The 23736-nt window shown below is 45.1% G+C and carries 24 protein-coding genes; 10 read left to right on the top strand and 14 right to left on the bottom strand.

Annotation, left to right across the window (positions count from 1 at the left end; genetic code table 11):
• Positions 1-214: 214 nt before the first annotated feature.
• The gene (locus BW952_RS07540) at positions 215-1123 is read left to right on the top strand and encodes a COX15/CtaA family protein (RefSeq protein ID WP_045851475.1); all 909 of its coding nucleotides are present in this window, start codon (positions 215-217) and stop codon (positions 1121-1123) included.
• A 45-nt stretch (positions 1124-1168) separates the two neighbouring features.
• Here the strand turns inward: BW952_RS07540 and pyc are convergent, their stop codons facing one another.
• From pyc to BW952_RS07525, 3 genes are all read right to left on the bottom strand, one after another.
• On the bottom strand, positions 1169-4606 hold the full coding sequence (pyc, locus tag BW952_RS07535; RefSeq protein ID WP_175607568.1) for a pyruvate carboxylase: 3438 nt from the start codon (positions 4604-4606) through the stop codon (positions 1169-1171).
• A gap of 69 nt (positions 4607-4675) precedes the next feature.
• Positions 4676-5827 (bottom strand): FtsW/RodA/SpoVE family cell cycle protein, encoded by a 1152-nt coding sequence (locus tag BW952_RS07530; RefSeq protein WP_045851477.1) that lies wholly within the window; start codon positions 5825-5827, stop codon positions 4676-4678.
• A gap of 87 nt (positions 5828-5914) precedes the next feature.
• The gene (locus tag BW952_RS07525; protein ID WP_045851478.1) at positions 5915-6196 is read right to left on the bottom strand and encodes an Fpa/YlaN family protein; all 282 of its coding nucleotides are present in this window, start codon (positions 6194-6196) and stop codon (positions 5915-5917) included.
• Positions 6197-6357: 161 nt separating this feature from the next.
• On the opposite strand from BW952_RS07525, the gene BW952_RS07520 reads away from it, so the two are divergent.
• Positions 6358-6858, top strand: coding sequence for a hypothetical protein (locus BW952_RS07520; RefSeq protein WP_045851479.1), 501 nt, complete (start codon positions 6358-6360; stop codon positions 6856-6858).
• A 26-nt stretch (positions 6859-6884) separates the two neighbouring features.
• On the opposite strand, the gene BW952_RS07515 is transcribed toward BW952_RS07520, so the two are convergent.
• The gene (locus tag BW952_RS07515; RefSeq protein WP_045851480.1) at positions 6885-7988 is read right to left on the bottom strand and encodes an HD-GYP domain-containing protein; all 1104 of its coding nucleotides are present in this window, start codon (positions 7986-7988) and stop codon (positions 6885-6887) included.
• Positions 7989-8023: 35 nt separating this feature from the next.
• Complete coding sequence (locus tag BW952_RS07510) at positions 8024-8488, bottom strand: pyridoxamine 5'-phosphate oxidase family protein (RefSeq protein WP_414735818.1); 465 nt, start codon at positions 8486-8488, stop codon at positions 8024-8026.
• Positions 8489-8594: 106 nt separating this feature from the next.
• Between BW952_RS07510 and BW952_RS07505 the strand changes: the two genes are divergently transcribed.
• Together BW952_RS07505 and BW952_RS07500 are read left to right on the top strand one after the other, a co-directional pair.
• Complete coding sequence (locus BW952_RS07505; protein ID WP_045851481.1) at positions 8595-8798, top strand: YlaI family protein; 204 nt, start codon at positions 8595-8597, stop codon at positions 8796-8798.
• Positions 8786-9211 (top strand): hypothetical protein, encoded by a 426-nt coding sequence (locus BW952_RS07500; protein WP_045851482.1) that lies wholly within the window; start codon positions 8786-8788, stop codon positions 9209-9211. Before BW952_RS07505 ends, BW952_RS07500 begins: the two co-directional genes overlap by 13 nt.
• A gap of 14 nt (positions 9212-9225) precedes the next feature.
• Here BW952_RS07500 and BW952_RS07495 read toward each other — a convergent pair whose 3' ends face one another.
• A complete protein-coding gene (locus BW952_RS07495; RefSeq protein ID WP_231581433.1) occupies positions 9226-9546 on the bottom strand; it encodes a YlaH-like family protein in 321 nt (106 codons plus the stop codon).
• A 24-nt stretch (positions 9547-9570) separates the two neighbouring features.
• Positions 9571-11397 (bottom strand): translational GTPase TypA, encoded by a 1827-nt coding sequence (gene typA, locus BW952_RS07490; RefSeq protein WP_094031957.1) that lies wholly within the window; start codon positions 11395-11397, stop codon positions 9571-9573.
• A 156-nt stretch (positions 11398-11553) separates the two neighbouring features.
• Here typA and BW952_RS07485 point away from each other — a divergent pair, with 156 nt between their 5' ends.
• Positions 11554-11739 (top strand): YlaF family protein, encoded by a 186-nt coding sequence (locus BW952_RS07485; RefSeq protein ID WP_045851484.1) that lies wholly within the window; start codon positions 11554-11556, stop codon positions 11737-11739.
• 33 nt (positions 11740-11772) lie between these two features.
• Here BW952_RS07485 and BW952_RS07480 read toward each other — a convergent pair whose 3' ends face one another.
• Positions 11773-12561, bottom strand: a complete 789-nt coding sequence (locus BW952_RS07480) for an inositol monophosphatase family protein (protein WP_045851485.1) — start codon at positions 12559-12561, stop codon at positions 11773-11775.
• Between the two features lie 143 nt (positions 12562-12704).
• Here BW952_RS07480 and BW952_RS07475 point away from each other — a divergent pair, with 143 nt between their 5' ends.
• On the top strand, positions 12705-13322 hold the full coding sequence (locus BW952_RS07475) for a YktB family protein (protein ID WP_045851549.1): 618 nt from the start codon (positions 12705-12707) through the stop codon (positions 13320-13322).
• 36 nt (positions 13323-13358) lie between these two features.
• On the opposite strand, the gene BW952_RS07470 is transcribed toward BW952_RS07475, so the two are convergent.
• Positions 13359-13628, bottom strand: a complete 270-nt coding sequence (locus BW952_RS07470) for a UPF0223 family protein (protein ID WP_045851486.1) — start codon at positions 13626-13628, stop codon at positions 13359-13361.
• Between the two features lie 135 nt (positions 13629-13763).
• Between BW952_RS07470 and BW952_RS07465 the strand changes: the two genes are divergently transcribed.
• Complete coding sequence (locus BW952_RS07465; protein WP_045851550.1) at positions 13764-15233, top strand: aminotransferase class I/II-fold pyridoxal phosphate-dependent enzyme; 1470 nt, start codon at positions 13764-13766, stop codon at positions 15231-15233.
• Between the two features lie 44 nt (positions 15234-15277).
• On the opposite strand, the gene BW952_RS07460 is transcribed toward BW952_RS07465, so the two are convergent.
• The 5 genes from BW952_RS07460 to pdhA form a co-directional block, all read right to left on the bottom strand.
• Positions 15278-15394, bottom strand: coding sequence for a GapA-binding peptide SR1P (locus BW952_RS07460; protein WP_045851487.1), 117 nt, complete (start codon positions 15392-15394; stop codon positions 15278-15280).
• 168 nt (positions 15395-15562) lie between these two features.
• Entirely contained in the window at positions 15563-16972 is a 1410-nt protein-coding gene (gene lpdA, locus BW952_RS07455; RefSeq protein ID WP_045851488.1) for a dihydrolipoyl dehydrogenase, read from the bottom strand.
• 4 nt (positions 16973-16976) lie between these two features.
• Entirely contained in the window at positions 16977-18344 is a 1368-nt protein-coding gene (locus BW952_RS07450; protein WP_045851489.1) for a dihydrolipoamide acetyltransferase family protein, read from the bottom strand.
• A gap of 81 nt (positions 18345-18425) precedes the next feature.
• Positions 18426-19403, bottom strand: coding sequence for an alpha-ketoacid dehydrogenase subunit beta (locus BW952_RS07445; protein WP_045851490.1), 978 nt, complete (start codon positions 19401-19403; stop codon positions 18426-18428).
• A gap of 3 nt (positions 19404-19406) precedes the next feature.
• Positions 19407-20516 (bottom strand): pyruvate dehydrogenase (acetyl-transferring) E1 component subunit alpha, encoded by a 1110-nt coding sequence (gene pdhA / locus BW952_RS07440; RefSeq protein WP_045851491.1) that lies wholly within the window; start codon positions 20514-20516, stop codon positions 19407-19409.
• A gap of 389 nt (positions 20517-20905) precedes the next feature.
• Here pdhA and def point away from each other — a divergent pair, with 389 nt between their 5' ends.
• From def to rnjA, 3 genes are all read left to right on the top strand, one after another.
• Complete coding sequence (def, locus tag BW952_RS07435) at positions 20906-21460, top strand: peptide deformylase (RefSeq protein ID WP_045851492.1); 555 nt, start codon at positions 20906-20908, stop codon at positions 21458-21460.
• A gap of 373 nt (positions 21461-21833) precedes the next feature.
• Positions 21834-22043: a DNA-dependent RNA polymerase subunit epsilon gene (locus BW952_RS07430; protein ID WP_045851493.1), complete on the top strand. Its 210-nt coding sequence runs from the start codon at positions 21834-21836 to the stop codon at positions 22041-22043.
• A gap of 3 nt (positions 22044-22046) precedes the next feature.
• Positions 22047-23714 (top strand): ribonuclease J1, encoded by a 1668-nt coding sequence (gene rnjA / locus BW952_RS07425; RefSeq protein WP_045851494.1) that lies wholly within the window; start codon positions 22047-22049, stop codon positions 23712-23714.
• Positions 23715-23736 lie beyond the last annotated feature (22 nt).

Raw genomic sequence — 23736 nt, 5'->3', positions numbered from 1 at the left:
CCATATTAAATCATATCCATTCTTTTTTATGTGAACGGATCATGAACTAATTTTGTCAAATTTGTGACTCGTGAAAGCGTTCTGTTTTCAGACGCTCCTTTTTATTAGATAATAGAAAACGATGTACATAGAGAGGTTGCGAAAAGAACACGGCGGCTGTATGATCATGTACGAATAGTGCGCGTATATAGATAGAAAGAAGAAGGTGAATAATTTGCAAGGTTGGCTGAAATGGCTTGGTGTTTTAACAACACTTGTCATGCTTGTTGTCTTATTAGGCGGCGCGCTTGTGACAAAAACGGATTCTGGTCTTGGCTGCGGAAATGAATGGCCGCTTTGCCACGGGCAAATCATTCCAGAAGATATTAAAATAGAAACAATTATCGAGCTTTCTCACCGGGTTGTTTCCGGATTGGCCGGGCTGCTTGTGCTTGCTCTATCCATTGCATCCTGGAGACTGATCGGTCATAAAAGAGAAACAAAATTCCTGGCTGTTCTCGCTTTTTTCTTTTTATTAGCTCAGGCACTGATTGGTGCAGCTGCCGTTTTATGGGGACAAAACGATTTTGTTTTGGCGCTTCACTTCGGAATTTCACTCATCTCTTTTTCTGCTGTCCTTCTGCTGACACTGCTCATTTTCGAAGTTGACCAGCGGTTCGATGCGTCATCGATCGTCATTGACAGCCGGATGAAGTGGCATACAATTGGTGTCACACTGTACAGCTATATTGTTGTGTATACAGGTGCTCTTGTCCGCCATACGAAATCAAGCATGGTGTGCAGCTCATGGCCAATGTGCGGCAATAATGAATGGCTCCCATCTAACCTGTATCAGTGGATTCAAATGGGCCACAGAGCAGCGGCAGGCTTGATTTTTATCTGGATTGCGTATATTACCTACATAACCATCAAGCACTATAAGCACGAACGCGTCTTATATTACGGCTGGCTTATCGCATTCACACTCGTTTTGCTCCAGGTCATTGCCGGTGCCTTTATTATTTGGACGAATTTAAATTTATATGTAGCACTTGCACACGCTTTGTTTATTTCCTGCTTGTTCGGCTTGTTATGCTACTTCATTCTGCTCATCTCACGCAGCAAAATCAACAAAATAAACTGACAAAAAGCCCTGCCTCCAATTAAGAGGCAGGGCTTTGATTTGGTTTTATTTATCCAGCTCAACCAGCAAATCGCCTGTTGCGATGGCTTCACCGTTTTGAACATGAACGGCTTTGACTGTGCCGTCAAATGGTGCCTGGACAGTCGTTTCCATTTTCATTGCTTCAGTAATCATCAAGTGATCTCCGCGCTTCACTTTATCGCCTTTTTCAAGAATCACTTTAATCACGGTGCCCGGCATTGTCGCAGCAATGTGGCCTTCGTTTTTCGGATCAGCCTTCACCTTGGCGTTGACTGCTGACTTGACGCTTTCGTCTTTAATGACAACATCACGCGGCTGTCCGTTTAGCTCAAAGCTTAAAATACGTGTCCCGTCCGCCTGCGGATGACCGATGGAGACAAGCTTCACGATGAGCGTTTTGCCTGTTTCAATTTCAATTTCCTTTTCCTCGCCAAGACGCATACCATACAGGAAAGTAGGCGTATCCAGTACTGAAATATCACCGAACTGCGCTTTTACTTTCGCATAGTCTGTAAATACTTTCGGATAAAGAGCGTACGCAATCACGTCATGATCCGTCGGCTCTTCGCCCACTTCTTCCTTCAGCTCTGCACGGAGCGCGTCAAAGTCAACCGGCTCGAGCAGCTCGCCAGGACGGACCGTAATTGGCTGCTTGCCTTTTAAGATGACTTTTTGAAGCTCCTGCGGGAAGCCTCCAGTCGGCTGGCCAAGGTAGCCTTCAAACAATTCGATCACAGAATCCGGGAAGTCGATGTTTTCGCCGCGAAGCATCACATCTTCTTCTGTTAACTCATTCTGGACCATAAACAGTGCCATATCTCCAACGACTTTAGACGATGGCGTTACTTTTACGATATCGCCGAACATTAAGTTAACGCGGCTGTACATGGCTTTCACTTCATCCCAGCGATCGCCAAGCCCAACTCCTTTTGCCTGCTGCTGAAGATTCGAATACTGGCCGCCCGGCATTTCGTGCTCATAAATCTCGGTATGAGGAGCGAGCATTCCGCTTTCAAACGGCGCGTAGAACTTGCGGACATCTTCCCAGTAATAAGAAACCTTTTCCAGCGACTCAATGCTGACAGATGGCGCACGGTCAGTGCCTTCAAGCGCATAGCGGAGCGTATTCGCACTTGGCTGTGACGTTAAGCCGGCCATTGTGCTAAGTGCCGTATCGACGATATCCACACCTGCTTCAATCGCTTTCGTGTACATGAAAATTCCATTTCCGCTCGTGTCATGTGTATGAAGATGGATCGGAATATCAACAGACGCCTTCAGCTCGGAAATCAAGCGGTACGCAGCCTGTGGCTTAAGAAGACCAGCCATGTCTTTAATCGCCAGTATATGTGCACCTTGTGCTTCCAATTCTTTCGCCATGTTTTTGTAATACTCTACGTTATATTTCGCACGTGATGGATCGTCAATGTCGCCCGTATAGCAAATCGCTGCTTCGGCAATTTTGCCCGTCTGGCGAACAGCATCAATAGCGGTTTCCATGCCCTGTACCCAGTTTAAGCTGTCGAAAATACGGAACACATCAACACCTGACTCCGCTGACTGCTTGACAAACTCTTGAATGACATTGTCCGGATAGTTTTTGTACCCAACTGCATTGGATGCGCGAAGAAGCATTTGGAACAGCACGTTTGGCACCTGCTTGCGCAATGTTTCAAGACGCTTCCATGGATCTTCCTTCAAGAAACGGTATGCTACGTCAAATGTCGCGCCGCCCCACATTTCCATCGAAAACAGTTCTGGAAGAAGACGGGCTGTTGCCGGAGCAATATGAGTCAAGTCGGTTGTCCGGATCCGCGTCGCCAAAAGGGACTGATGGGCATCACGCATGGTTGTATCCGTTAGAAGCACTTCTTTTTGATCCTTGATCCATGAGACAAGACCGTCAGCGCCCTGTTCATCAAGAATTTGTTTTGTGCCGCGTGCTGGCTTTTCAGACAGCTTCACTTTCGGGATACGCGGAGCATCAAAAACAGGTTTTTTCTTTTGCTCAACTCCAGGGAAGCCGTTCACTGTCACCGTACCGATATAATTGAGCATTTTGGTTCCGCGGTCTTTCTTTTTCGGGAATACAAACAGCTCAGGTGTTGTATCAATAAAGGATGTATCGTAGTTTCCGGAAATGAAGTCTTCGTGCTTCATGACATTTTCAAGAAACGGGATGTTTGTTTTGATCCCGCGAATACGGAATTCCTGCAAATTGCGCGTCATTTTAGAAGCGGCCTGCTCGAACGTCATAGCATGTGTGGACACTTTCACCAGAAGTGAATCGTAATAAGGTGTGATAACCGCTCCCTGGAAGCTGTTTCCTGCATCGAGACGAACACCAAAGCCGCCGCCAGAACGGTAGGCCATAATACGGCCTGTATCCGGCATAAATCCGTTTTGCGGATCTTCTGTCGTCACACGGGACTGGATGGCATAGCCCATCGTACGAATGTCCGCTTGCTGTGGAATACCAATTTTATCTCCGTGCAGATTATGCCCTTCAGCCACCAAAATCTGCGTCTGCACAATATCGATTCCAGTAATGAGTTCGGTAATCGTATGCTCAACCTGAACACGCGGATTAACCTCGATAAAATAAAACTCTTCACCTGCTGTTAAAAATTCAACCGTTCCAGCGTTTAAGTAGTCGACATTTTTCATTAATTTAACAGCTGCGTCACAAACACGGTCGCGCAAATCTTCCGAAATGGAAACAGCTGGTGCCACTTCCACTACTTTTTGATGGCGGCGCTGAACGGAACAGTCACGTTCGAACAGGTGAATGACGTTTCCATCGTGATCCCCGATAATTTGAACTTCGATATGCTTCGGGTTTTGAACAAATTTCTCTACATATACTTCGTCGTTTCCGAATGCCGCTTTGGCTTCGGATTTCGCCCGGTCGTATGACTCATTCACTTCTTCACTGCTTTGAACGATCCGCATGCCGCGTCCGCCGCCGCCAAGTGACGCTTTAATGATAATCGGATAGCCGTGTTTATCACCGAATGCCCGTACTTCATCCAGGCTGCTGACCGGGCCGTCTGTTCCTGGAATAACAGGAATGTTGGCATTGATCGCCTGTGTACGCGCTTTTACTTTATCGCCGAACATATCAAGGTGCGCTGATTTAGGGCCGATAAAAATAATGCCCTCTTCTTCACAACGTTTTGCAAATTCGATATTTTCAGATAAAAAACCATAGCCTGGGTGAATCGCATCAACATCTGCCTGTTTGGCAATTTCAATGATCCCTTCAATATCCAAATACGCGTCAATTGGCTTTTTCCCTTCACCGACAAGGTAAGCTTCATCGGCTTTATAACGATGGTAGGAACCTGAATCTTCCTTCGAGTAAACTGCTACTGTCCGGATATGTAGTTCTGTGCAGGCGCGAAATACGCGAATAGCGATTTCTCCCCTGTTCGCCACCAGCACTTTGCTGATTTTATTCATCTTCATCTCTCCCCTGATCTGTTGATAAAATATATATAAAAAGGTTCAACGAATTGAACCTTTCTATTTTTATAGTTTTACTGTTTTGTCGTGTTTCGTTTGCATGGACACATTCGCTAAAATGCCTAACGAAATCGATAAAAGCAGAAGCGATGACCCTCCGTAGCTGATGAAGGGCAGCGGAACGCCCGTAATCGGAATGACGCCCGATACACCGCCTAAATTAATAAACGCTTGAATGCCGAGCATGGACGAAATGCCCACGGCCAGCATTGAGCCAAATGAATCCTTGCACCGCATGGCCACTTTTAAGCCATGCAGGATAATGAAGGACAAGCCTCCGATCACCAGGAAAACACCGATCACTCCGAGTTCTTCAGCGATAACAGCCATAATAAAATCGGTATGAGGCTCTGGAAGGTAGCCAAGCTTTTGTATGCTTTGGCCCAATCCCCGACCAGTCAGTCCGCCGGAGCCGATCGCCAGGTAAGAATTGACGAGATGGTATCCGTCTCCTTCTTCATACTTAAACGGATCCAGATAGCTCGTCAGCCGGCTCATTTGCTCTTCTGACAATATATTGTCCTTTTGCCAAATGAAGAGCGGCGACATCAGCACTAGCACAATCCCAATGAGCAGCGCAAACTTTGCAAGCTTTTTCATTTTTATACCGGAAGCTAAAACAATTGTCAACCCAATTGCGAAAATAATCGCAGCGGTTCCAAAATCCGGCTGCACAGCAACAAGAAAACAAACACCAAATAAAAGAATCATTGGCGGTGCGATGCTGTAGTTAAGCGAATTAATATTTTTCTGTTTTTTAGAGAAAACAGCCGCCATGTAAATAATAATGACTAGCTTAGAAAATTCCGATGGCTGGATGGATCTTGCCCCAACCTTAAACCAGCTTTGTGCGTTTCCCGCAACGCTCCCGAACAAAAAGAGCATCAGCAGCGTCGCCACCATCCCCCCGGTAAGAAGGAGCAAAAAGCGTCTGGCTTTTAACCGCTGATAAGGAAAAAAAGACATGACACCAAAGGCGATAAAAGCAGCGGCAATATGTAATTTCTGCTTGTCATAAAAAAAGCCGCTTTCGTAGCCCCACCGTTGCACAGCCATAACCGAGCTGGCACTGAAAATCATCATTAGTCCGAACAAGCACAATAAAACAAAGACGGCTGCTAACGGATAGTCATATGATTTTAGCTTTCTTTTCCACATAAATACCTTCCATTCGTAAGCATACCGGTAAGCGGTACTCAATTTAAGTTAAAAAAACTCAAACAGCTGTTTGAGTTTTCTGTCTGTTTACTGATTGGTTGATGCTTCATGCAACGCTGACAATTCTTGTTCAAGAGAATCAATCAATTGTTTGCCGTCCACTTCATCCACCAGTCCGAGACGTATAGCGAAATCTATTTCACGGGATAAGCCGAACATTTGAGTGTCAAGCACTTCCTCGTATAAAGGACATTGCGGCATCGTTAAATTGTCCATCTGAACTTTAATGAGACGCAAAATTTTTTCCGCATCCGCCTGCAACAGAGAGTAGGCTTTTTCCCGATGGTCTATTTTCATTTCAGACGCCATTTTTTCTCCCCCTGTTCCAAGAATGGAATCACTGTATATTAAAAGATTTTATCGTTAATACAACGAATTTGCAAGGAATTTTAATACGGAGACTGACATTGATCTTTTTAAACGGTATACTATTTTTATACATAGCGCTTTATAAAAGGTGGTTTTTCATAATGGAGCAAATTATTCCGATCAAAGGCTGCGTCGCTTATCCCGTCACTCTGGATCCTGGTGTGTGGATCTTTGACGATCGGCGCATCGATTTAGATGAATTTTTTTCAAAACCGGAACAGGCAGAACGGAATGAACAGGAAGAGTATATTAAAAGCACGTCTAAGTTTTGGGAAAAAGAAATTCGTGAAGGCGCTGTTTTTCCGCCAACCATTCAATCCGAAAAAAAATACGAAAAAGAAAAGGTGCTGACCAGCACATTCGGCATTCCGCTTTCTCCTTTTTTAAAAAACGCGTCGCCTCTTGAAGATGCCGCGTCCATTTTGATCGAGTCGAAAAATGGAAACGTTTCTTTTCCTTTATCAGAAGCAGATTCTCTTCTTCTCCAGTTTTCACTGAAAGGAAAGCCGCTCCTCGAAAACGGCCCTGTACATGTTCTCTTAAAAGACGGCTCGAATCGAACGCAGCCTGTCACGGACGTTACAGCTATCATCATCGAATAAACCTTCCGCTTCGAGCGGAAGGTTTTTTACTTGCCGGATAGCGTCGTATCGGTTTCTGTAATGAAAGCGGTCGTTTCGTCGGCCATATTCACTTTATATGGAACGGTCAAGTTTTCCCCTTCTTCTTCTAATATAAGGATAATCGGGCGGTCACTTACATGCTCATTTTGCCCGAAAACAATGCCTTTCCGCCCATCATTCAGCCAGACAGTCAAACCGGTTGGATACATAACAATGGCTTTTCGGAACATTTCAATAAAAGCTGTATCGAATTCTGTTCCAGACCCTGTATACAAGATTTCCATTCCTTCATGCGGCAGCATCGCTTTTCGGTATACCCGGTTCGACGTCACAGCATCGTATACGTCAGCGATGCCGATCATCTTTCCGAACAAATGAATATCGTCACCCTTCAGCCCTCTTGGATAACCCGATCCGTTGAGCCGTTCATGGTGCTGAAGAGCGCAATGGGCAGCAGTGAGCGGAAACCCATGCTCTCTCCGCAGCAGCTCGAAGCCGAACTCCGTATGCTTTTTAACAAGGTCAAATTCTTCATTCGTCAGCTTTGCTGCTTTTTTCAATACAGAAGCCGGAATCATCATTTTGCCAATGTCATGAAGCATTGCGCCGAGACCGATTTCTTCTGTTTGCTTCGGTGTAAGGTTTTTCAGCTTCATGCTTAATGCCAGCGTATAGACAGTCACATTTAAAGAATGAGTGAAAATGTAATCATCATGGGCATATAAATGCGTTAATAAATCGATTGCTTCTTTATGGTCTCGAATCTGGCTAATAATATCCCGCACGACGGATGAAAATTGTTTTTCCATTTTATAAAAATTAAACTTTCTTGATCCCATCAGCAAGTCATTTTTCACTTGCGTAAATGCGTCGGACATGACAGCTATCGCTTCTCTTCTTGTCCCTTCTGTAAGGGGAGGGCGAATAAAAATATCATCGGTTCGGCTGTCTTCAATGTAGATATAAGAAATGCCAAGAGACTGAAGCCTATTTACAATAGGAGCCGTCAGACTCACGCCAGCCCGCAATAGCACTTGCCCGTTGCTGTTCAATACATTTTCTGCAAGAACGGCACTTTCTTGAATGGATGACACAGCGACTAATCTCAAAATTACAATCTCCTTACACGGCCATTATGACTCTTTTAGATCTTTTCTCGTTTCAGGGCTTCCATGATTTGGGCATCAAGCTTTTGAGCCGCCTGCAAATCATATGTTTTTTCATAGGATGGTTCTACGGCTATTTTCGACCCGTAAAACATCACATCCCGTACGCCTGCAATTGTCATTTCGATCACGGATGCCTTTAATGGAACATCTTTCAGCTGGCTTGAAACAAGCCTGGCCGTTCCACTAATGGTATAGGTAGATTGAGCAGCGAAAACAGCAAGCGATACAAGCGGGTTTTCAACAATATTATCAATGATTTTCGAACGGCTGTCTACTGCTATCCGCAGTGTTTCGTCATTTAATGCATACACCCAGGAGACCGCATTCATAAACGGTGCACCCGTTTCCGCATCAACCGTTGAAAAAAAAGCAAGCTGCTCCTTTTGAAGCGCTTCAAACAGTTCAGGTATTAAGCAAGGTTCGTTTCGATTCGCCACCATGACCGCTCCTTTTTGTTTTTTAGATTATTATACCGATATTCCGATCTCATTTCTATGAACACCATGCATCCATGGTATACTAAAAAGAAAAATGGGAGAGCTGTTTATGAGAGTGAAATGTGTCATTTGCGATAAAATTGAATCGATTGATGATTATTCCCCACAAGCAAAGAAACTGCGAAACCGGCCGATTCATACGTATATGTGCCCGGAATGCCGGAGCCGGATTACAGAGAAAACGGGTAAGCGAGTGGAAACCGGAAAGTTTTTCGTTTTCCGTTCCGGGAATAAAAAAGAATGGCTCCACTAACCTTTATTCTGATCAGCGGCGCTGTCTCCGGGCTGGCCCTCGGCTTTTTTCTGAAAGCCGTTGAATACAGCTTCGGCGACCTCGTTTACACGCTGCTCCTGAACGTCGACTTTATCCCGGTCATTAATCAGGTGGTATGGCCCGAATGGATGGAGTTTTTGTTCCACCTTATTGTATCTTTTTTCATTGCAGCTGGCTATTTCCTCCTGCTGAAGCGGTGGGATCACCCCGTTCTGCTGGCGTTTTTAGTGACCATTCCCGCTGTTTTTCTTTATTTTCCACTGTCTGTTCTTGCCCGCAAAACCGTCCCCGCTGTAGACGATCTAAGCGCGATCGCCTGGTGGACAGCCGGGCACCTTTTATACGCTGCCCTGCTCGGTTTGTGCGGCAAAAAAATGAAGCGGAAGGCATGAGCCTTCCGCTTTTTTTAAACCGAATTTTCTTCTTTTTGGTGCTTTTTCAGCCTGAATTTATACGTTCCAAGCACAAGTGCTGCCACAACCAAGCTTTCCACAACCGGAAGCTGGTACGATAAAATAAGCAGCAGCAGCGATCCAATGGCAAGTGACAGGTAAATGATGACGTTCTGCCACAGCTTCAGCTTTTTCGCAAACCCGAGATTATAAACAAGAATGGACAGAGCGATCAAGATCACCCAGTAAATCGTTACGGCTGTATCCACGCTCGTCAACCGGATCAGAAAACCGAGGAGCGGGCTGACGTGCTCCAGCCCTTCTATATTCTCCACAATCATCCCTCCTGATTTGTGTACTTACACTTGTTTCTTTTTCGCTGCGCGCTCGCGTTCGTTTTTATCAAGAATTTTTTTACGAAGACGAATGGACTCCGGCGTAAGCTCACAGTATTCATCATCGTTCAAATATTCAAGCGCTTCTTCAAGCGACATGATACGTGGTTTTTTCATTGTAGCCGTTTGATCTTTATTGGCAGAACGAACGTTTGTCGCTTGTTTTGTTTTCGCAATGTTTACAGTCAAATCGTTATCACGCGTATGCTCACCGACAATCATACCTGCATAGATTTCTGTTCCAGCTTCAACAAAGATGATGCCGCGGTCTTCAACGCCCATAATGCCGTACGTAGACGCTTTGCCTGTTTCCTGAGAAACGAGAACACCCTGGCGGCGGCCGCCGATGCGCCCTTTTTGCATTGGCTGATAGCTGTCAAAAGTATGATTGATGATCCCGTAGCCGCGCGTCATCGTTAAAAATTCTGTTGTGTAGCCGATCAATCCGCGTGCCGGTACCATGAAAATCAACCGGACCTGGCCGTTTCCATTGTTCACCATATCCAGCATTTCGCCTTTGCGCTCACCCATGGATTCAATGATCGAGCCTGTATATTCTTCCGGAACGTCAATTTGAACACGTTCCACCGGCTCACATTGGACACCGTCAATTTCACGCACAATTACCTGTGGTTTTGATACTTGCAGTTCAAAACCTTCACGGCGCAGGTTTTCAATCAAGATCGACAAGTGAAGCTCGCCGCGTCCTGAAACGATCCACTCATCCGGAGAAGCCGTGTTTTCAACACGAAGACTGACGTCTGTTTCCAGCTGCGCATGAAGACGCTCTTCAATTTTACGTGATGTCACAAACTTTCCTTCACGGCCTGCAAACGGGCTGTTATTCACAAGGAAATTCATTTGAAGCGTCGGCTCATCGATACGAAGAACCGGTAATGCTTCCTGATGCTCCATCGGTGTTACGGTTTCCCCAACGTTGATGTCTTCCATTCCAGAAACAGCCACAAGGTCACCGGCTTTAGCCGTTTCAATTTCAACCCGTTTCAACCCAAGGAAACCGAACATTTTCGTTACGCGGAATTGTTTTACCTTGCCATCCAGCTTCATCAAAGCAACAGATTGGCCGACTGACATTTCCCCGCGGAAAATACGGCCGATTCCGATACGGCCTAAATAGTCATTGTAATCCAGAAGCGCTACCTGGAATTGAAGCGGCTCGTCACTGTTATCCAATGGTGCTGGAATGTGTTCCACAATCGCTTCATAAAGAGCTTCCATGTTTTCATCCTGCTTGTCTACGTCTGTGCTTGCTGTTCCATTCATACCTGAAGCATAAATAACCGGGAACTCAAGCTGATCATCGTTCGCATCAAGCTCGATGAACAATTCAAGCACTTCATCCACTACTTCTGTCGGACGGGCAAAATCACGGTCAATTTTATTGACAACAACGATTGGACGAAGGTTTTGCTCCAGTGCTTTTTTCAAAACAAACCGCGTTTGCGGCATACAGCCTTCGTATGCATCAACAACAAGAAGAACCCCATCAACCATTTTCATGATCCGTTCTACTTCTCCGCCGAAATCAGCATGTCCCGGTGTATCCAGAATGTTGATTTTTGTGTCTTTATATTGAATCGCCGTATTTTTCGCAAGAATAGTGATGCCGCGCTCACGTTCGAGGTCATTCGAATCCATCGCGCGCTCTTCCACGTGCTCATTTGAACGGAAAATACCTGACTGTTTTAATAGCTGATCGACGAGCGTCGTTTTCCCATGGTCAACGTGGGCGATAATCGCGATGTTACGTAAATCGTTTCTTGTTTTCAAACTATTTCCTCCTGCCTTTTCTTGGAACTCCATCATGATCGGTTTCCATTAACTGAACTATTATATCACACACTTTGCATGCTGCCTATTTGAAAAAGCGGACATTGCAAATAAAGAGAGCCATGTAATACAATAGAACAAAAGGGGGACTGTCTTTTGCCTTCAATTCAATGGCCTTTTTTAGGGTTCGCTGTTTTGGCTGCCGCCTGCATGATCGGCATCGGCATCGCAATCGGTGAACAAAGCATCATCGGGGCTGTGCTTTCAATCGTTTTATTACTCGCTGTAATGGGCTTCGGCTTTTCGTTCAAAGCAAAAATGCGCCGAGCTGGAAAACTGTAAAAAAGAACAGGGCGTTTTTAGGCCCTGTTCTTTTTATTTTAAATAGTTATTTAAAATATCTTCATGCAAACCGGGTGCAGCAGCAAAAACAGGGTTGACTGACAGCATGTCAATGTCGTCACCGGTTATTTTGCTGACTACGCCTCCTGCTTCTTCTACGATCATTTTCCCACCTGCAAAGTCCCACGGTGCATTTCGCATCGTAATATAGGCGCTCAGACGGCCAGACGCTACATAAGCAAGTTCAAGTGCCGCAGATCCGTATGATCTTGTTCCCCGCACATCGTTGGCAAGCTGAATAAGCTTTTCTTGATCAAAATGCCGGTTTTGGATCAGCCATGTTGAATTGATGCCGACAATCGCTTGTTCCACCGGTACCGGATCAAGCGGATCAAGCTTAACATCATTCATCCACGCCCCTTGCCCCTTTTTGGCATGATACAGCTCATCGTGCACAATATCATATATGTAACCAAGCTGGCCAATGCCATCCTCGTAAATGCCGATTGAAATAGCAAAATTGCGCTGCTGGTGTACAAAGTTCATCGTTCCGTCAATAGGGTCAATAATCCAAATCACGCCATCCAGCGACTGTACATCGTCTCCCTGGCCTTCCTCTCCCAAAATACGATGGGACGGAAACGATGTGCGAATGCGTTCAATAAAAAAGCGTTCTGTTTCTTCATCAACATTCGTCACTAAATCATTCGGGTTCGACTTTGACTGTATACTCAAAGAGTGAGTAAAGGAAGCCCGTATATTCTCCCCTGCTTCTCCAATCCAGCGCTTTACTGTTTCATCAATCCCAGACCAATTTTCCATCTGTATCCCCCATCCCGCATCAAATGCATTATCTTTCACATTACCCGAATCAGCATGCGTTATCAAGTTTTTCCAACTGATCGGTTTATGTTATAATAATCATTATAATAAAGAAATAATTCGCAAGAGAGGGTTTTTTGAACATGACTTTTACCGGATTTACGAAACACGATTTCGACACCTTTCGCCTTGATGGCCTAGATGAGCGCATGACCGCCATCCAGAACCGGATACAGCCAAAATTCAGCGCTCTTGGCAGTGAACTTAAAGACGACCTGTCAGCTATGCTTGGCCAGGAAATGTTTTTGCACATTGCCCGGCATGCACGGCGCAAAGTAAACCCGCCGAATGATACATGGCTGGCGATTGCCAACAACAAGCGCGGCTATAAACAGCACCCCCATTTTCAAGTAGGCTTGTTTGATGATCACGTTTTTATCTGGCTTGCTTTCATATATGAACTGCCCGGCAAAAAAGAAATCGCGCAAACCTTTTTAAAACAGACGGATCAGCTGAACGCTTCTGTTCCCGATCATTACGTTGTTTCGCTCGATCATCTGAAAAAAGCAGCGGAGTCCTGGGACAGCCTGGACCTTGAGGCCGCACTGGAGCGTTTTCGCGATGTGAAAAAAGCGGAATTTCTCATCGGCCGCCACATTCAAGCCGATGACCCCGTTTTGAAGGATGGCGATGCTTTTTACCAGCTTGTAAAAGAAACATTCGAAACACTGCTGCCTGTATACCAATTGGCGTATAGGTAAACATAACAGCCCGCCTCATTAGCAGGCGGGCTGTTTTTACATACGTATTTTTGTTTGCTCGTCTGCCTGCTTCATTTTTTGAATGACGCGGTAGGAGGAGTAGCCGCTTGCTTCTTCAAATTCGTTGCAGATTCGTTTTTCATCTGCTTTCCCCGGCACGATTTCTTTGAAGCGGCGGTATTTGGACATGATCGCTTCTTTTGTCACTCCTTTTTCATAGGCCTGCTCAATGGCCTCAAAAAAGGCGACCACATCAATGACCTCTTCCGTTGACCAGTCTGTTGAAAACGGATACGAATATTCCATTAAAATCACCTCACCTTACTTATTCGTTTTTTGTCCCTCAAGTCCTGTTAAATCCGAAAAATTTCTATGCAACAAAAGAGCAAAATGCTATAATTCTTTTGCTTCACATGATTGAGAAAAGAGGTGGAAATGGCGTTGTCACAAAACGAAACTCCATTATTTGACGGGCTTTTGCGCCACGCGGAAAAGAACCCGGTGCAATTTCATATTCCCGGCCATAAAAAAGGCAGCGGAATGGATCCGACATTCAAACAATTCATAGGTGAGAATGCCTTATCCATTGATTTAATTAACATCGCACCGCTTGATGATTTGCATCAGCCGCACGGCATTATTAAAGAAGCACAGCAGCTGGCTGCCGAAGCATTTGGCGCTGATCATACATTTTTTTCTGTACAGGGAACAAGCGGCGCGATCATGACCATGATCATGGCTGTTTGTGGTCCCGGTGAAAAAATTATTGTTCCACGAAATGTGCATAAATCGATTATGACCGCCATCGTATTTTCGGGTGCTGTTCCCATATTTATTCATCCGGAAATTGATAAGGACCTGGGCATTTCACACGGAATCACAACAGATTCTGTTACAAGAGCCTTGACCGCTCATCCTGATGCGAAAGGTCTCCTTGTGATCAATCCAACGTATTTCGGCATTGCAGGTGATTTAAAGCAAATAGTCGATATTGCTCACTCCTTCCATGTGCCTGTTCTTGTTGATGAAGCGCACGGAGTGCATATTCATTTCCATGAAGAGCTGCCGGTTTCAGCGATGCAAGCCGGAGCGGATATGGCAGCAACCAGCGTTCACAAACTGGGCGGTTCTATGACCCAGAGTTCCATTTTAAATGTAAAAGAAGGCCTTGTTTCCGTCAATCGCGTTCAAACTATTTTAAGCATGCTGACGACAACGTCCACATCGTATATTTTACTTGCTTCGCTTGATACTGCACGGCGACATTTGGTTGTAAACGGCCACCAGATCATCGAGCAAACGTTAAAGCTCGCAAACCGATTACGGTCAGAAATTAATAAAATCAATCATTTGTATTGTCCGGGCGAAGAAATGCTAAGCTCCAAAGCAGCTTATGATTACGACCCGACCAAGCTCATTATCTCCGTGAAAAACCTCGGCATGACCGGGCATGATGCGGAAGAATGGCTTCGGAAGCACTACAATATCGAAGTGGAGCTGAGTGACCTCTACAATATCCTTTGTATTATTACACCAGGGGATACCGAGGAAAACGGTGATCTTTTAATTACCGCTTTGAAGGAAATGGCCAATGCGTTTAATGGCACTGTTCAGTCTAAATATGCGCATGTTATGCTTCCGGATATCCCTCTTCTGGCGCTGTCCCCAAGAGAAGCTTTTTACGCCGAGACAGAAACAGTCCCAATTGATGAATCCACAGGAAGAATCATGGCTGAATTTATGATGGTGTATCCGCCCGGCATACCGATCTTTATTCCAGGCGAGATCATTACAGAAGAGAACTTGCGCTATGTGAAAGAAAACGTGGCCGCCGGCTTGCCGGTGCAAGGACCGGAAGATGAGGAATTAAAAACGCTTCGTGTCATTAAAGAACGGAAACCTATTTATTAAAAAAAGCTGCTCCGATTAATTCGGAGCAGCTTTTTATGTAGTGATTACTCTTCGTTTTCTGTTTCATGATCACAGCCACAGTGAGAGTATAAAACAGTTACCTTTTCCTCTTCAAAGTGCTCCATTGTTGACCGGCAAGACTTGCAGATGATTGTTCCCATGTTTCATTACCTCCCGTTTTGTATTTTGAAAGCGATTAATGTTCCTTGATTTCATAATAGTATATCACATTAAAAAAATCAAGCTAATTTGTATAACATATTTAAAAACGGGACAAAAAACCCCCGATTTCCTACAATAAGGAAATCGGGGGTTGGAGGAGGCTATGATTATTTTACGATGTGAATCGGTGTACCAAGCGCTACTTCTGCTGCTTCCATTGTCATTTCAGCAAGCGTTGGGTGAGCGTGGATTGTCATCGCTACATCTTCAAGCGTCATGCCCGCTTCAATCGCAAGACCAAGCTCTGCGACCATATCAGACGCGCCTGATCCGGCAATTTGTGCACCGATGATAAGGCCATCTTCTTTACGAGATACGACTTTCACGAAACCATCTGTGCTGTTTAGTGCAAGAGCACGTCCGTTTGCAGCAAATGGGAATTTCGCAGAAACCACTTCGATTTTTTCTTCTTTTGCTTGTGTTTCTGTGTATCCGACTGTTGCAAGCTCTGGCTCAGTAAAGCAGACAGCTGGAATAGCCAGGTAATCCACTTCTGATTTTTCACCAGAAATCGCTTCTGCCGCAATTTTACCTTCGTATGAAGCTTTGTGGGCTAAAGGAGGACCCGAAACGATATCACCGATCGCATAAATGTTTTCAACACTTGTGCGGCACTGCTTATCAATTTCAACGACACCACGGTCTGACATTTTTACGCCAGCACCTTCAAGACCCATTTCGTCTGTATTTGGACGACGGCCTACCGTTACAAGAACATAATCTGCTTCAAGCGTTTCTTCTTTGCCGCCCGCTTCATATGTTACTTTTACGCCCGTATCTGTTTCTTCAGCCGATTTTGCCATTGCTTTTGTCACAATGTTAATGCCTTTTTTCTTCATGCCGCGTTTGACAAGAGCCGACATTTGCTTTTCAAAGCCGCCAAGAATTTCCGGCGCACCTTCAAGAATGGTTACTTCAGTTCCGAAGTTTGCAAAGGCTGTTGAAAGCTCGGAGCCGATGTAGCCGCCGCCTACAACGACCATTTTCTTCGGAATTTCTTTTAATGCAAGAGCGCCTGATGAATCAATGACACGCTTAGAAAATTTAAAGTTTGGAATTTCAATCGGACGTGATCCTGTCGCGATAATCGCATTTTTAAATGTATACGTTTGAGCAGAATCTTCGCCCATCACGCGCAATGTATTGGCATCGTTGAAATACGCTTCGCCGCGAACGACTTCTACTTTATTGCCTTTCAGCAAGCCAGAAACGCCGCCCGTCAGCTTGTTTACAACGCCAGCCTTCCATTCCTGCACTTTATCAAAGTTCACCGTAACATTTTCAGCAATAATCCCGATATCATCGGAATGTTTCGCCTGCTCATAACGGTGGCCTGCTGTTAGAAGCGCTTTTGACGGAATGCAGCCTACGTTCAAGCAAACGCCGCCAATGAATTCTTTTTCCACAATGGTTACTTTTTGTCCAAGCTGAGCCGCGCGGATCGCCGCCACGTACCCTCCAGGACCGGAGCCAATTACTATAGTGTCTGTTTCGATCGGGAAATCTCCTACTACCATGTTTTTACGCCTCCATTAGTAAAAGTTCTGGGTTATTCAACAACCGTTTAATGTGATTCAACGCATTTTGTGCTGTTGCACCATCGATCATACGATGGTCAAAGCTCAATGATAATGCTAACACAGGTGCGGCTACAATTTCACCATTTTTTACAATTGCTTTTTCTGCAATGCGGCCAATTCCCAAAATCGCTACTTCAGGATGGTTGATTACTGGCGTAAACCATTGTCCGCCTGCTGAACCGATATTCGTAATTGTGCATGAAGCGCCTTTCATTTCAGCCGGAGCCAACTTACCGTCACGAGCTTTGCCGGCAAGTTCATTGATTTCGTCTGAGATCGCGAACATTGACTTACGGTCTGCATTTTTCACGACAGGAACCATCAAGCCTTTTTCTGTATCGGCTGCAATTCCGATGTTGTAATAATGCTTATGAACAATTTCATTCGTTGCATCGTCGATCGATGTGTTGAATGCTGGATATTCTTTAAGCGCACTTGTTAAAGCTTTGACAACGTACGGAAGGAATGTCAGCTTGACGCCTTTTTCCGCTGCAATGTCTTTGAACTTTTTGCGGTGTGCCCAAAGCTCGGTTACTTCCACTTCGTCCATTAAGGTAACGTGCGGAGCAGTATGCTTTGAGTTGACCATTGCTTTGGCAATCGCTTTGCGGATACCGCTCATTTTTTCGCGTGTTTCCGGGTATTCGCCTTCCGGAATCGATGCTGCTGCCGGTTTAGACTCTTCCTTCGCTGCTGGTGCATCCTGCTGAACAGCTGCATCTTCCTGCGCAGGTGCTGCAGAAGTCTGGCCGCCGCTTAGGAATGAATCAATATCGTCTTTAGTAATTCGGCCGTTTTTGCCGCTTCCTTCAACAAGACCAATGTTCACATCTTTTTCACGTGCGTATTTGCGCACAGATGGCATCGCAATGATGCGGCGGTTAGGATCGACTTCAGCTTGAGGCTGGCTTCCTGCACCTGTTGATTGAGCTGGTGCTTCTTCTTTTGCTGGTGCGTCAGCTGGTGCTTTGTCCACGTTCTGTCCAGCTTCTGCTGTCGCTTGAACCTGCTCTTCTGTTTTTTCTTCACCGTCACCGTGATCGTCGCCTTTGAATTTCAAGTCTTCGTACCCTGGTGCGTCAAATTTAATTAGTGTATCGCCAACGATTGCTGTTGCGCCTTCATCAACAAGAACTTCTTCTACTGTTCCTGCAACAGGTGATGGGATTTCTACAACCGCTTTATCATTTTGCACTTCGCAAAGCACATCATCTTCTGCTACTTGATCGCCTGGCTTAACGAACCACTTAACGATTTCACCTTCATGAATACCTTCACCGATATCTGGTAATTTAAATTCAAATGCCAATGCATTCAGCCTCCTAATAGTTGAATTTTGAAAAGGAGGCATAGCCTCCTTTTCAACAAATATCTTCTATTTACTTATCAATTAAAATTCGAGTACTTTTTTCGCTGTTTCAACGATGTCTTTATGGTTTGGAAGCCATACACCCTCTGCTTGTGAGAATGGGAAGACTGTATCCGGCGCTGCTACACGAAGAACCGGTGCTTCAAGGCTCAAGATGGCCCGGTCGTTGATTTCAGCCACTACATTGGCTGCGATGCCTGCTTGCTTTTGTGCTTCCTGCACGACAATCGCACGGCCTGTTTTTTCAACAGAGGCAATGATTGTTTCGATATCAAGCGGCTGAATTGTACGAAGATCGATGACTTCTACAGAATGCCCTTCTTTTTCAAGTGCTTCTGCTGCTTTAAGCGACTCATGTACCATTGCACCGTATGTGATGATCGAAAGGTCTGCACCTTCACGCTTCACAGCTGCTTTGCCAAGTGGAATTGTGTATTCTTCTTCCGGAACCTCTTCACGGAACGAACGGTACAGCTTCATGTGCTCAAGGAAGATGACTGGATCGTTGTCACGAATAGCTGAAATTAATAAACCTTTTGCTTCATATGGCGTTGAAGGAATAACGACCTTCAAGCCTGGCTGCTGCGCCATAAGACCTTCTAAGCTGTCCGCATGAAGCTCAGGTGTGTGCACGCCGCCGCCAAACGGAGAACGGATTGTGACCGGTGCTGAATACACCCCGCCAGAACGGTAGCGCATACGAGCCAATTGTCCGCTGACCGAGTCCATTACCTCGAACACAAATCCGAAGAACTGGATTTCCGGTACGGGACGGAAGCCTTCAAGGGCAAGACCAACTGCAAGACCGCCGATTCCTGATTCCGCAAGCGGTGTATCAAATACACGCTCTTCTCCAAACTCTTTTTGAAGGCCTTCCGTTGCACGGAATACCCCGCCGTTTACGCCGACGTCTTCTCCGAATACAAGAACGTTTTCGTCGTTTTTAAGCTCCACGCGCAAGGCATCTGTAATTGCTTGAATCATTGTCATTTGTGCCATGGCTTACTTCGACTCCTTTGCAGTGTAGATTTCATATTGTTCTTTCAGATTTGCTGGCATTTCTTCGTACATGTTCGCCATCAAGTCTGTTACTTTTTGTTTAGGTGTATCATCTGCTTTTTTGATCGCGTCTTTAATTTCTTCTTTAGCACGATCGATCACTTCTGTTTCTTTTTCTTCGCTCCAAAGGCCTTTGCCTTCAAGATACGTACGGAAGCGGACTAGCGGATCTTTCTTTTCCCACTCTGTATCAAGATCCGTTGTACGGTAGCGAGTCGGGTCATCACCAGCCATTGTATGCGGACCGTAACGGTAGCACATTGTTTCGATCAATGTTGGGCCTTCGCCATTAATGGCACGCTCACGAGCTTCCTTCACCACTGCGTATACAGCGAGTGGATCCATGCCGTCAACAAGAACAGATGGAATGCCTGCTGCAATCCCTTTTTGTGCGATTGTTTTAGCCGCTGTTTGCTTTTCGCGCGGCGTTGAAATCGCGAATTGGTTGTTTTGAACAATAAAGATAGCCGGCGCGTTGAATGCACCAGCAAAGTTGATTCCTTCGTAGAAATCACCTTGTGATGAACCGCCGTCACCTGTGTATGTAACAGCTACTGCTTTTTTGCCGCGTTTTTTAAGACCAAGAGCAACGCCTGCGTTTTGTACATATTGTGCCCCAATGATGATTTGTGGAGACAGTACATTAACGCCTTCTGGTGCCTGGTTGCCTACGTAATGACCGCGGGAGAATAAGAATGCCTGCCATAGTGGAAGTCCGTGCCAAACGATTTGCGGAACATCACGGTAGCCTGGTAAAATCCAGTCTGCTTTTTCAAGCGCATAATGTGAAGCAATTTGAGATGCTTCCTGTCCAGCTGTTGGCGCGTAGAAGCCAAGACGGCCCTGACGGTTTAATGAAATCGAGCGCTGATCAAGAACGCGTGTGTAAACCATGCGTGTCATTAATTCCTGAAGCTCTTCATCTGAAAGCTTTGGCATTGCACTTTCGTTTACAACTTTTCCTTCTTCGTTCAATACTTGAACCATTTCAAATTGCGTTTCGATGGATTCAAGCGTTTTTTGCGGATCGAACTGAGTTTTCTTTGCACTCATGGTCGTCACCTTTCCTTTCTGTATTGGTCATTTGGGCCATGTGGCTGATTTTATTTATAAATTAGCTGTACCAGTTATTTTCTCAAATTCACTAATACAATATAAAGCTACGACTAATAGTGTATAATAACCGTCTCCTTACGTCAATTCAAAAAGATTATTTGTAAAAAACCATTGAAATCACCCTTCATTTCTTTCTGTATTAGTCAGAAATGCATTTCTGTACTATAATAATGAAAGCGCTTTTCTGATCTGTTATACATTACAAGAATGACCCTTTCTCCTTATTCCCGTTTCTTCCATCCTGAAACAATCAATCCCCCTCATTAACATTTTGCGCACTTTTTGATAAGATAAATACACTAAATGTGAAAAAGGAAGGGAACTTCATGATCAAAATGAACGACATTATCCGGGAAGGCAACCCCATCCTTCGGGAAAAAGCCGCCGAGGTTACAATGCCCGCATCTGAAGCTGACCAAAAGATCCTTGCTTCTTTAATGGAGTATGTAAAAAACAGCCAGGACCCTGAACTTGCGGAAAAATATGATTTGCGCCCCGGCATCGGTCTTGCTGCCCCTCAAATCGGCATCTCCAAACGCATGATTGCCATTCATGTAAAGGATGAAAAAGGCAGCCAGATCAGCCGCGCTCTTTTTAATCCGAAAATTGTCAGCCACTCGGTTGAAAAAGCCTATTTAACGGCTGGTGAAGGCTGCTTGTCTGTTGACCGCGACGTTCCCGGCTACGTGCATCGTTTTGCGCGTGTTACCGTGAAAGCCACGACGCTTGAAGGCGAGGAAGTGAAGTTTCGATTAAAAGGACTTCCGGCTATTTGCATCCAGCATGAAATCGATCATTTAAACGGCATCATGTTTTATGATTACATTAATAAACAGGATCCTTTTCAAGTGGAAGAAAACGCCCAGGCCGTTGAACGGTAGGACGCATAATCACCGCTCTGCCTGCTCATAATAGAATTGCCCATATCCTTTTCATTCAATCAGCCATATGATAAAATGGCTGTAAGGAGTGATCCACGATGTTGAAGAAGCTGAAAAAAAAGCTCGTAAAACAGTGGAAAGATCTGCTTAGAAGAAAATCAATCGCTTAATATTAAATGGTTAAGCCCTTCCAATGCGAAGGGCTGTCTTTATGTAAGAGACAATAGATGTTCTTCCGTGTCAAATCTTCTTTCTTTCTATATAATAAAAACCATGATACCCATTGAAACGGTTTTGTTTCTTTACCCAACCCTTTAGAAGAACCGCCTATAAGCGGTTTGTATATATTAAACCTTTAAAAGGAGAGAACGTAATGATTTATAAAGTGTACTATCAGGAAAGCCGTTCAGAGGTGCCTGTCCGTGAAAAAACAAAATCTTTATATGCGGAAGCACAAACTGAGCGTGAAGTCCGCCACGCGTTAAAAAGCCGCCCATACAACATTGAATTTGTGCAAAAGGTAAACGATGCCCACCTTGAATATGAGAAAAAGTCTCCGGACTTTAAAGTGGAGCAGCTGTAAGAAATGAAATTCGTAAAAAATGATCAAACAGCAGTTTTCGCCCTCGGCGGTTTGGGTGAAATCGGCAAAAACACTTACGCAGTCCAATTCCAAGATGAAATTATTTTAATTGATGCGGGTATTAAATTTCCCGAAGATGAACTGCTCGGGATTGATTATGTTATCCCGGACTATTCGTACCTTCAAAAAAATGCAGACAAAATTAAAGGCCTTTTTGTCACACACGGCCACGAAGATCACATCGGAGGCATCCCTTATTTACTAAGAGTTGTTAACGTCCCTGTTTACGGCGGAAAGCTTGCCCTTGGTCTTTTGCGCAATAAGCTTGACGAACACGGATTGCTTCGCCGCACAAGACTTCATGAAATTGGTGAAGATGACGTCATCAAGTTCCGTAAAACATCCGTTTCTTTTTTCAGAACAACACACAGTATTCCGGATTCTTACGGCGTTGTCGTCAAGACACCGCAGGGCAGCATTGTCCATACAGGCGATTTTAAATTTGACTTTACGCCAGTCGGTGAACCGGCTAACTTAACAAAAATGGCCGAAATCGGCAAAGAAGGCGTTCTCTGCCTACTTTCAGACAGCACGAACAGTGAAGTTCCGAATTTCACGATGTCTGAACGCAAAGTCGGTGAAAGCATTCATAATGTATTCCGCAAAGTAAAGGGCCGAATCATTTTCGCTACGTTTGCCTCTAACATTCACCGTCTTCAGCAAGTGGTTGAAGCTGCTGTCGAGGATGGACGCAAAGTGGGCGTATTCGGACGCAGTATGGAAAATGCGATTAATATCGGCCAGCAGCTTGGCTACATTCGCTGCCCGAAAGATACGTTTGTGGATACGCACCAGCTAAACAAGCTTCCTGCCAATAAAGTGACGATTCTTTGTACAGGAAGTCAAGGAGAGCCCATGGCTGCTCTTTCCCGTATCGCGAACGGTTCGCATCGTCAGATCCAAATCCAGCCTCACGATACAGTTGTTTTCTCATCATCACCGATTCCTGGAAACACCGTTAGTGTCAACCGGATTATTGACTCATTGTCACGTGCGGGTGCAGACGTTATTCACGGTCCGCTAAATGACATCCATACATCCGGACACGGCAGCCAGGAAGAACAGAAGCTAATGCTGCGTTTGATCAAGCCGAAATTCTTCATGCCGATTCATGGTGAATACCGGATGCAAAAAACGCATTGCCAGCATGCGATTGACTGCGGTGTACCTGCCGAAAATTGCTTTATTATGGACAATGGCGATGTGCTTGCTCTTTCAAAGGACGAGGCACACGTAGCAGGACGCATTCAGTCCGGCTCTGTTTATATTGACGGCAGCGGTATTGGAGACATCGGCAACATCGTGTTGCGCGACCGCCGTATCCTTTCTGAGGAAGGCCTTGTCATCGTTGTAGTCAGCATCAATAAAGAGAAAAACAAAATTGAGGCTGGCCCGGATATTATTTCACGCGGCTTTGTTTACATGCGCGAGTCCGGCGACCTGATTTATGAAGCACAGTCGATGCTGAATCGTCATATTAAGCAGCTGTTAAACAACAATTCAACACAATGGTCGGATATTAAAAACGAAATTACCGACACGCTTTCTCCATTCTTGTACGAGCGGACAAAACGTCGTCCGATGATTTTACCTATCATTATGGAAGTATAAAATCAATGAGCGCTCCTTGATC

This window comes from Domibacillus enclensis, from assembly GCF_900156125.1.
Lineage (GTDB): Bacteria > Bacillota > Bacilli > Bacillales > Domibacillaceae > Domibacillus > Domibacillus enclensis.
This window is presented reverse-complemented; position numbering and strand designations above follow the sequence as displayed.